Origin of the sequence: Propionibacterium australiense (assembly GCF_003666605.1) — a bacterium.
In the GTDB taxonomy this organism is placed as follows: domain Bacteria; phylum Actinomycetota; class Actinomycetes; order Propionibacteriales; family Propionibacteriaceae; genus Propionibacterium; species Propionibacterium australiense.
Map to the genome: position 1 here is coordinate 1 of NZ_RCIV01000032.1, position 8,903 is coordinate 8,903.

Consider the following 8,903-nt stretch of genomic DNA (forward strand, 5'->3'; position numbering starts at 1 on the left):
CAAGGGCTACACCGGACTGGGCATGATCACCCCGGAACGAAAACCAGTCCACGGCGAGCTGACAGAAAACCAGAAACAGTACAACAGAACCATCAACAAGCTACGCGCCCCAGTCGAACGAGCAATCGCCAACCTCAAAACCTGGAGGATCCTGCACACTGGTTACCGCAGACCCCTTGACACCTTTCCGTAAACCATCACAGCAATCACCGCCCTAGAATTCTACAAAATCAGTTTTGAATAACCCTTCTGGTGTTGTCAGTTTTGATTATCCCAGGGCAGCCCCTCACTGTCTGCACTGATGCGCTGAGACCGGAGATTGCCGGAGATTAAAGTCAGAGGTTTACCTAACCTAAAAAATATTTTGTGCTAAAATCTTTATATGAACATAATTAATTTGACAAGCTCTGATCTGGCTCGCGTCGAAGCATGCAGCGAGTTTTGCGCCGCCCTTGCTGAACTGGGACAGCAAAGTCTCAATACTTTAACTCCAGACAAATTCATCCCGAATTCCCCTCAAGAGCAAGATTCTGTGCAGTTAAAACAGCATAAGGATGATTCTTTGTGTCAGTTTTATATACAGAAAGTTTGGAAAACGATAATTGATCGAGTTGTTGCAATAATGGATGCTACTTTTGCTGTTCATGTTTTGTTAAAGGGTGTTCCTAATGGAAAAGAATCTCGTACAGGACTCTCTTCAGTTATCTTGGCGCGCTCAACGTTAGATATGGCATTATCGGCCGCCTATCATCTGGATGGTGATTTTGATGAGCGATTTATGAAGGCATGTGCAAGTGTTATGGCTGAGGCGCGGCAAAATCAACTTGCTATGGAATCCTTGGATCCGACAGCATCTCATCTGGTGTCCCACCAAAATAAAACTGAGTATAAAGCTGCAAGAGCTGAGGCTATTCGACAAGGGTACGAATTAGATGAAAAAGGTGAAGTCAAAATCTTTGAATGTCCTAAGGTTGTTGGTATATGTAAGAAGTCGTCTGAAGGAGGAGTGGAGAAAAAAGTAACGCTTGAGCCAAATACCTTGGAGTTGGCGAAAAAATATGGCTCACCATGGGCGTCCTTCTCGTGGCGTCTTGGTTCTGGTGTTACTCATGGACGTATATGGAGCATCGCTGCAGTTCAAGAAAGTCTTGAAGCTGGCGACTCTGGAGGACTTCCATATCTCATGGCAACCACTATTGTTCGCGAGGCGGTATATATTCTTGCTAATTCTCTAGCGACGTATACCCTTCAAAGAAATCATTTGATTCAATTTGATGACATAGCGTTTAGGTTCCATCAGCAGCTTGCTGGATGGTTTCCAGATAGTGATAATAATGAATGAAATGAGATGTGTGTATCGTTCGAGTAAAGGAGGGACTGGACTCGTCCTCTGTATGGTCGTCATGAAACAAAGTTGTATTTTTGATGGATTTGTGGCTTTTTGGATATGATTAGGACATGCAGGTTGAGGTCACTCTGGAAGAAACCGCTATTCTGACTAAGTCTGACCATGTGGAAGAATTGCACAGACAATTACGTACTGGCGCGGATGAAAGCAGAAGCCATCCTATACGCTTCTTGTGGTGTCGATGTGAGTTTCATCGCTGAAATGGTCGAGCACAGCGAGAGAACCGTTCGGGAGTGGCCGGCCGACTGAAAGGACAGTGCGATGAGGCTTATTCACTGCCTCAATGAATCAACCCATGACTAGGGATTTCATCGCTCTCTGAGCCTCTGTGAATAAGCCTCGATGTGTTCAGTGCTGGCCGAGCAAGAGGGGACCCAGAGCGCGGCGAAGCTCACCCGTGCACAGAAGGAAGATCTCAAGGTTGTTCTGGCGCTGCCGCCCTCTCAGCCTTGCGTGACGTGGGCCGGGTGATGGGCATCTCCCATCAGAGGAAGGCTCAGCTCAGCGGCTGAATCAGCACTCCTGTCGGCCCCAACCACTAGACTCCACCCTTAGGGGACGCAATCACGTTCTCACAAGGGGGAGTGAGGGGAATCCGACTCATGTCTCAGGGTCAGCAGCTCAATGTCGCGCCGGGGTCCACGGTCGTCATCCGTGACGAGGAGTGGCTTGTCACATCGGTCGAGAAGACCGGCGACGACCAGCTCGTCACCGTGCAGGGCCTGAGCCCGCTGGTGCGCGGCACGACCGCCACCTTCTACGAGTCGCTGGAGTTCGACAAGGCCCGCCCGAGTGACTCGGGCAACGGCATCCGATCCCTCGACCCCCGCGACGCGGTGCCCGTGGCCGACGACTCCCCGCACTACCGCCGCTCCCGGCTGTGGCTGGAGGCCACGCTGCGCAAGACACCCGTCCCGATCGGCGAATCCGCCCTGGCCGTCTCGCACCGGGCGCTGGCCGACACCCTCGACTACCAGTACCGGGCCGTCGCCAAGGCCCTCGACCCGGCGAACCTGCAGCCGCGCATCCTGCTCGCCGACACCGTCGGCCTGGGCAAGACCATCGAGATCGGCATGATCCTGTCCGAACTCATCCGCCGCGGCCGCGGCGAACGCATCCTCATCGTCTGCCCCCGACACGTGCTGGAACAGACCCAGAACGAGATGTGGTCGCGCTTCGACATCCCCTTCGTCCGGCTCGACTCGGTGGGCGTCCAGCGCGTCAAGCAGAAACTGCCCGCCAACCGCAACCCGTTCACCTTCTTCAAACGGGTCATCATCTCGATGGACACCCTCAAGCAGGACCACTTCGTCAACGACCTGCGCAAGCACCACTGGAACGCCGTGGTCATCGACGAGTCGCACAACGTCACCAACGCGAGCACCCAGAACAACGCGCTGGCCCGCAACCTGGCCGCCACCACCGACGCGCTCATCCTCGCCTCGGCCACCCCGCACAACGGCCGCAAGGAGTCCTTCGCCGAACTCGTCCGCCTGCTCGAACCCACCGCCGTCAGCCCCGACGGCGAGATCAACGAGGACGACCTGCGGCGCCTGGTGATCCGCCGCCACCGCAACAGCCCCGAGGTCGCCGGCGTCGTCGGTTCGGACTGGGCCGAGCGCCTGCCGCCGCGCAACGAACTCGTGCCGGCCTCGCCCGCCGAGGACGCCGTCGCCTGCGAGCTCAACGACGTCTGGCTGCACCCGGCCGGGGGATCGTCCCCCTATTCGGGCAGCACCCAGCTGTTCCCGTGGACGCTCGCCAAGGCCTTCCTGTCGTCCCCGGCCGCCCTCGACGCCTCCATCACCGAGCGCCGCAGGCGCCTCGACGCCGCCGCCCGGGCAACCGCGGCGGGCACGATGAGCCCGGCCCAGCGCGCCGAGGCCGACGCCCTCGACCGCCTCGCCGCCCTCAACGAGCGGACCCGGGACTCCTCGGCCAAGTACGACCGGCTCGTCGACTATCTGCGCCACATCGGAGTGGGCCGGCGCAGCGAGACCCGCGCCGTCGTCTTCGCCGAACGGGTCGCCACCCTCACCTGGCTGCAGCAGAAGCTCACGGCGGACTTCGGTTTCAAACCCGAGCAGGTCGCGCTGCTGCACGGCGGCCTGCCCGACGTCGACCAGCAGGAGATCGTCGAGAGCTTCAAGCAGACGAACTCACCGATCCGCGTGCTCGTCACCGGCGACGTCGCCTCCGAGGGCGTCAACCTGCACCAGCAGTGCCACGAGCTCATCCACTTCGACATTCCGTGGTCGCTCATCCGCATCGAGCAGCGCAACGGCCGTATCGACCGCTACGGCCAGCGCTCCCGCCCGCAGATCACCACCCTGCTGCTGTCGCCCAGCGCCGAGGGCTTCAGCGGCGACATCGCCGTCCTCAGCCGGCTGCTCAAACGCGAGGAGGAGGCCCACCGGGCCCTCGGTGACGTGGCAGGGCTCATGGGCGAGTACAGCGAGTCCAGGGAGGAGGCCGAGCTCACCAGGGTGCTCGCCGGGCAGAAGAGCTTCGACGAGGTGGTCCGCACCGCCGACCAGGTCATGGGCGGCGACGGCCTGGCGGCCCTCATGGCCGCGATCAGCGGCAACGGCGCCCCGGCCGCCGGGCGGGAGCTGTCGGCGGTCGAGCTGGCCGAGGCCAGCCCCCTCTACGCCGAACCGGTCACCTTCCTGCGCGAGGCCCTCGAGGAGTACTACACGACCCCGGCGGCGAAACCCGCCGCCTCAGGATCCGGCGGCGTGGGCTGGCGCGAGTACCCGGGCGAGGGCGTCGTCGAGTTCACCCCGCCCGCCGACCTGCGCCAGCGCCTCGAGGTGCTGCCCCAGGGCTACCTGAGCGAACGCGGCGTACTCGACGGCTTCAAGCTCGCCACCAGCGAGGCCAGGGCCGCCCAGCTGCTGCGCGACGCCCTCACCGACGCCTCCGACAGCTCCTGGCCCGAGGCCCACTACCTCGGCCCGCTCCACCCGGTGCTCGACTGGGCCGCCGACCGCGCCCTGGCCATGCTCGGCCGCAACGAGGTCTACGTCGTGCGCGGCCGGGTCGACAACCCCACCGTGCTGCTGTGCGGGACCCTCACCGACCGGCGCGGGCAGGTCGTCACGGTCAGCTGGGTGGGCGTCGAGTTCCCCAGCCCGGCCAACCCGGCCATGGCCCTGCCCACCCTCTACGACTCCTCGTCGCAGATGCTGCGCGCCGCCGGCCTCAGCGAGCAGATGAGCAACCCGGGCGCCGTCACCGGCACCGACGCCCTCAAGGAACTCATCGCCCCGGCCGTCGAGGCCGCCGAAAGGCAGATGGACCTCACGATGAGCCAGGCCCGCCAAGCCGTGGCCGGACGCATCGACCGCTGGAACGAGCAGAACACGCAGTGGCGCGACGAGGCCGACGCCATGATCACCCGCGGCTCCCTGCGGCAGCGCCGCGCCGGCGTCGAGGAACGCCAGCGACTCGTCGAGCAGATGGCCCCCGACCGCCGGCTGGTGCGGCCACTGCTCGTCGTCGTGCCCGCCGACTACGACAAGGAGAACTGACCAATGGCCACCAGTGATGCCCTCGTCGTCGTCGAGGACTGGATCAGCGAGCACTTCTTCACCAGCGACTCGCCCAGGGAGTCCTTCCACAAGCTGGTGCTCGACCGGCACAAGCAGTGGAGGGCCGCCGACAGCAGCACCCCGCTGTCACGTTTCACCGCCGCGCGCCCCGAGCTGCTCAGGGCCATCGCAGGCCTCTACGGCGACGGCGGCGCCGGGGACGAGGAAAACGACCCGGAGCGGGCCCGCGAGACCTACCGGCTCGTCCTCGACGTGCTCGGCTACGGCACCGGGCAGTACCAGGTGCGCGATGACGGGCCCGTGCGCTGGTTCACCACCGCCGGTACCGGTGACGAGCAGTTGGCCGTTGTCGAGGCCACACCGGTGGCCGCACCCGAGGACCTGCTCGACAAGAACGCCGGCACCCTGCTGGAGCCCTGGCGGCCCGGCCCCGAGGCACCCGACTCCGAGCTGGTCTGCTCGGCGTCCCGCCTGGTGAGCACGCTCATGGTGCGCCCCGGCGGCCCGGCCTTCGCCCTCGTCATGGCCGGACGCTGGCTCCTCGTCTCCGAACGCTCCCGCTGGCCCGAGGGCCGCTACCTGGCCGTCGACCTGCAGACCGTCGCCGACCGCAACGACACCAGGCGGGCGGGCGAGGTGCACACGGCGCTGGTCTGCCTGGCCGCCGAGTCACTGGCCCCCGACGCCAACGGCGACATCTGGTGGACCGGCGTGCTCGAGGCCTCCATCCGCCACACCGTCGGCGTCAGCCAAGACCTGCGCGAGGGCGTACGCGAGTCCATCGAGATCATCGCCAACGAGGTCATCGACCGCCGCCGCGCCAGGGGCCTCGACGCCCTGCCCGCCGACCAGGCCCAGCCGCTGGCCATGCAGTCGCTGCGCTTCATCTACCGGGTGCTCTTCCTGCTCTACGCCGAGGCCTCGCCCGAACTCGGCGTCCTGCCGGTCGGCGCGCCCGAGTACGAGAACGGCTACTCCCTCGACCGGCTGCGCGACCTGCTGCTGGTCGAACTCACCGGCGCCTCCCGCGACGGCACCCACCTGTACGACTCCCTGGCGGTGCTCTTCCGCCTCGTCGACCAGGGCAACCTCGAACTCGGCGTGCCCGAGCCAGAGCAGGCCGCGGCCCTGGCCTTCCACGCGCTGCGCGCCGACCTGTTCCGGCCCGAGGCCATCGAGCTCATCGGCGAGGTCGGCCTCGGCAACGCCGCGATGCAGCAGGTGCTCGGCAAGCTGCTGCTCAGCAAGGAACGCAGGGGCAAGGACCGCGGCTTCATCAGCTACGCCGAGCTCGGCATCAACCAGCTCGGTGCCGTCTACGAGGGCCTCATGAGCTACACCGGCATCTTCGCCCAGACCGACATGTTCGAGGTGGCGCACGACGGCGACCCCGCCAAGGGCTCGTGGGTGGTGCCCGTCGACCGGTCGAGTGACCTGGCCGACAAGGACTTCGTCATGGTGCACGATCCGGTACGCGGCGACCGCCGCAAGATCCACCGCGCCGGCCAGTTCATCTTCAGGCTCTCGGGCCGCGAACGCCAGCAGTCGGCCTCGTACTACACCCCCGAGGTGCTCACCCGCTTCACCGTCTCCCAGGCCCTCGCCGAACTCCTCGACCAGGACGGCCGGACCACACCGGCCGACGAGATTCTGCGGATGAGCATCTGCGAGCCGGCCCTCGGCTCGGGCGCCTTCGCCATCGAGGCAACCCGCCAGCTCGCCGAGCAGTACCTGGCCCGCAAGCAGCAGGAGACCGGTCGGGCCATCGACCCGGAGGACTACCCGGCGCAGCTGCAGCGGACGAAGGCCTTCATCGCCCTGCACAACGTCTACGGCGTCGACCTCAACGCCACGGCCGTCGAGTTCGCCGAGATCACCCTGTGGCTCGACACGATGGTGAAGGGCCTCGACGCGCCCTGGTTCGGCCTGCACCTGCGGCGCGGCAACTCGCTCATCGGCGCCCGCCACGGCTTCTACAGCACCGGCCAGGTGGCCGACAAGAGCTGGCACACCAGCCCGCCCACCGACGTGCCGCTGGAGGCCATGGCCGAGCGGGCCCGCACCGGCGAGCCCGTCGCCTCCGGCGCCGACGGGCGCATCCCGCACTTCCTGCTGCCCGGCGCCGGCTGGGGCGCCACAGCCGACGCGAAGGAGGCCAAACAGCTCGCCGCCGAGCGGGTGAAGCAGGTGAAGACCTGGCGCAGGCAGTTCACGAAGGCCCCCAGCCTGAAACAGACAAGGCGGCTCGTCGCCCTCGGCGAGCAGGCAGAGCAGCTGTGGACGATGGCGCTGCGCCGCCTCACCGTGGCCGAGCAGCAGAGCCGCCGCGCCATCGGCCTGTGGGGCGCCGAGCAGGACGAGGCGCGCGAACCGGTCGTGACCCGCGAACAGATCGAGGAGTCCCTGGCCGACCCCGACGGCGCCTACCAGCGGTTGCGCCGGGTCATGGACGCCTGGTGCGCCCTGTGGTTCGTGCCGCTCATCGGCGAGCAGGTGAGGCTGCCGGACTGGCAGGAGTGGATCGACACCGTCGAGCAGCTCATCGGCGTCCCCGTGCAGATCAGAGCCGACCGGCGCCACCAGCCCGCCGACCAGCAGCTGACGGCCTCGGATGAGTGGCAGGCGCTGGCCGAGCAGGAGAGTTGGGTGCTGTCGGGTTCCACCGCCAGGAGCGTCGCCAAGGCCCTGGACGAGCACCCGTGGCTGCGGCACTGCGAACAGGTGGCCGCCCAGCAGGGCTTCTTCCACTGGCAGCTCGACTTCGCCACCGTGTTCGCCCGCGGCGGCTTCGACCTGCAAGTGGGGAACCCGCCGTGGGTGCGGCCTCGCAGTGACGTGTCGGCGCTGCTGGCCGAGGCCGATCCGTGGTGGATGCTCGAGAACAAACCATCCGAGGCCGCCAAGAAGCAACGCCGAACGGGAACCCTGCTGAGGCGAGGGGCCACACAACTCCTCATCGACGGCACTACCGACATGCAGGCCCTGGCTGCCTATGTCGGCGATGCCACGAACTACCCGGTGCTCGCCGGCCTCCAGCCAGATCTCTACCGGTGCTTCATGAGCAGAGTATGGGCGAACGCCTCGGAGCGCGGCATCGCGGCGCTACTGCACCCCGAGACACACTTCACCGACGAGAAGGCTGGGATTTTGCGCGAGGCGACTTATCGGCGTCTGCGACGGCACTGGCAGTTTTCGAATGAGTTGCAGCTTTTTAGCGAAATCGGTCATCGGAAGAATTTTGGCGTTAACATTTATGGGGTTAAACAAAATGTATCATTCATCCAGGCGTGTGGCCTCTATCACCCAGAGACTGTTGAGCGCTCGCTACGGCATGATGGTTCAGGGCCAGAGCCGGGCCTAAAGTTTGAGGGTGCCTGGGATCAGCGTCCACATGCAGGACGCATCCAGCGAGTCACGGGGCAGACGCTTTCCTCGTGGCATGATGTGCTTGAGTATCAGGATACTTCGTTGTTGCGAACCCGGATGCTCTATATTGTGAACAACGCGAGCGTCAATGTGCTCGCCAAGCTCGCGTCGAACCGCCGCATGGGCGAGCTGAACCTGCTGTTCTCTCGTGGTTGGGATGAGTCAATCGACAAACAGAGGGGACGTTTCGTTGAGAAATGGGATACCCATGATTCTTGGGGTGATGTCATCTTAAAAGGTCGGCATTTGTATGTTGCGAATCCAGTGAGGGTTATGCAAAACTGTTTTTGTAGAATTCTAGTGCGATGACTGTTGTGATGGTTTGTGGGAAGGTGTGGATGGGTCTGCGGTAGCCGGTGTGGAGTATTCGCCAGGTTTTGAGGTTGGCGATTGCTCGTTCGACTGGGGCGCGTAGCTTGTTGATGGTTCTGTTGTACTGTTTCTGGTTTTCTGTCAGCTCGCCGTGGACTGGTTTTCGTTCCGGGGTGATCATGCCCAGTCCGGTGTAGCCCTTG

The 8,903-nt window shown here is 63.8% G+C and carries 5 protein-coding genes; 4 read left to right on the top strand and 1 reads right to left on the bottom strand.

Going from position 1 to position 8,903, the window contains the following annotated elements; genetic code table 11:
• The 4 genes from D9T14_RS12850 to D9T14_RS14310 all read left to right on the top strand — a co-directional run.
• The coding region (locus D9T14_RS12850; protein WP_147434128.1) for a transposase family protein at positions 1-193 on the top strand (193 nt) is incomplete at its 5' end.
• A gap of 189 nt (positions 194-382) precedes the next feature.
• Positions 383-1,342: a hypothetical protein gene (locus tag D9T14_RS13415; RefSeq protein ID WP_126464208.1), complete on the top strand. Its 960-nt coding sequence runs from the start codon at positions 383-385 to the stop codon at positions 1,340-1,342.
• A gap of 668 nt (positions 1,343-2,010) precedes the next feature.
• A complete protein-coding gene (locus tag D9T14_RS12855) occupies positions 2,011-4,941 on the top strand; it encodes a helicase-related protein (protein ID WP_119162925.1) in 2,931 nt (976 codons plus the stop codon).
• 3 nt (positions 4,942-4,944) lie between these two features.
• Entirely contained in the window at positions 4,945-8,697 is a 3,753-nt protein-coding gene (locus D9T14_RS14310; protein WP_119162924.1) for an Eco57I restriction-modification methylase domain-containing protein, read from the top strand.
• On the opposite strand, the gene D9T14_RS12865 is transcribed toward D9T14_RS14310, so the two are convergent.
• Positions 8,660-8,903, bottom strand: a 244-nt coding sequence (locus D9T14_RS12865; protein ID WP_147434129.1) for a transposase family protein, incomplete at its 5' end; no start/stop codon positions are given. The two genes, D9T14_RS14310 and D9T14_RS12865, sit on opposite strands and share 38 nt — an antisense overlap.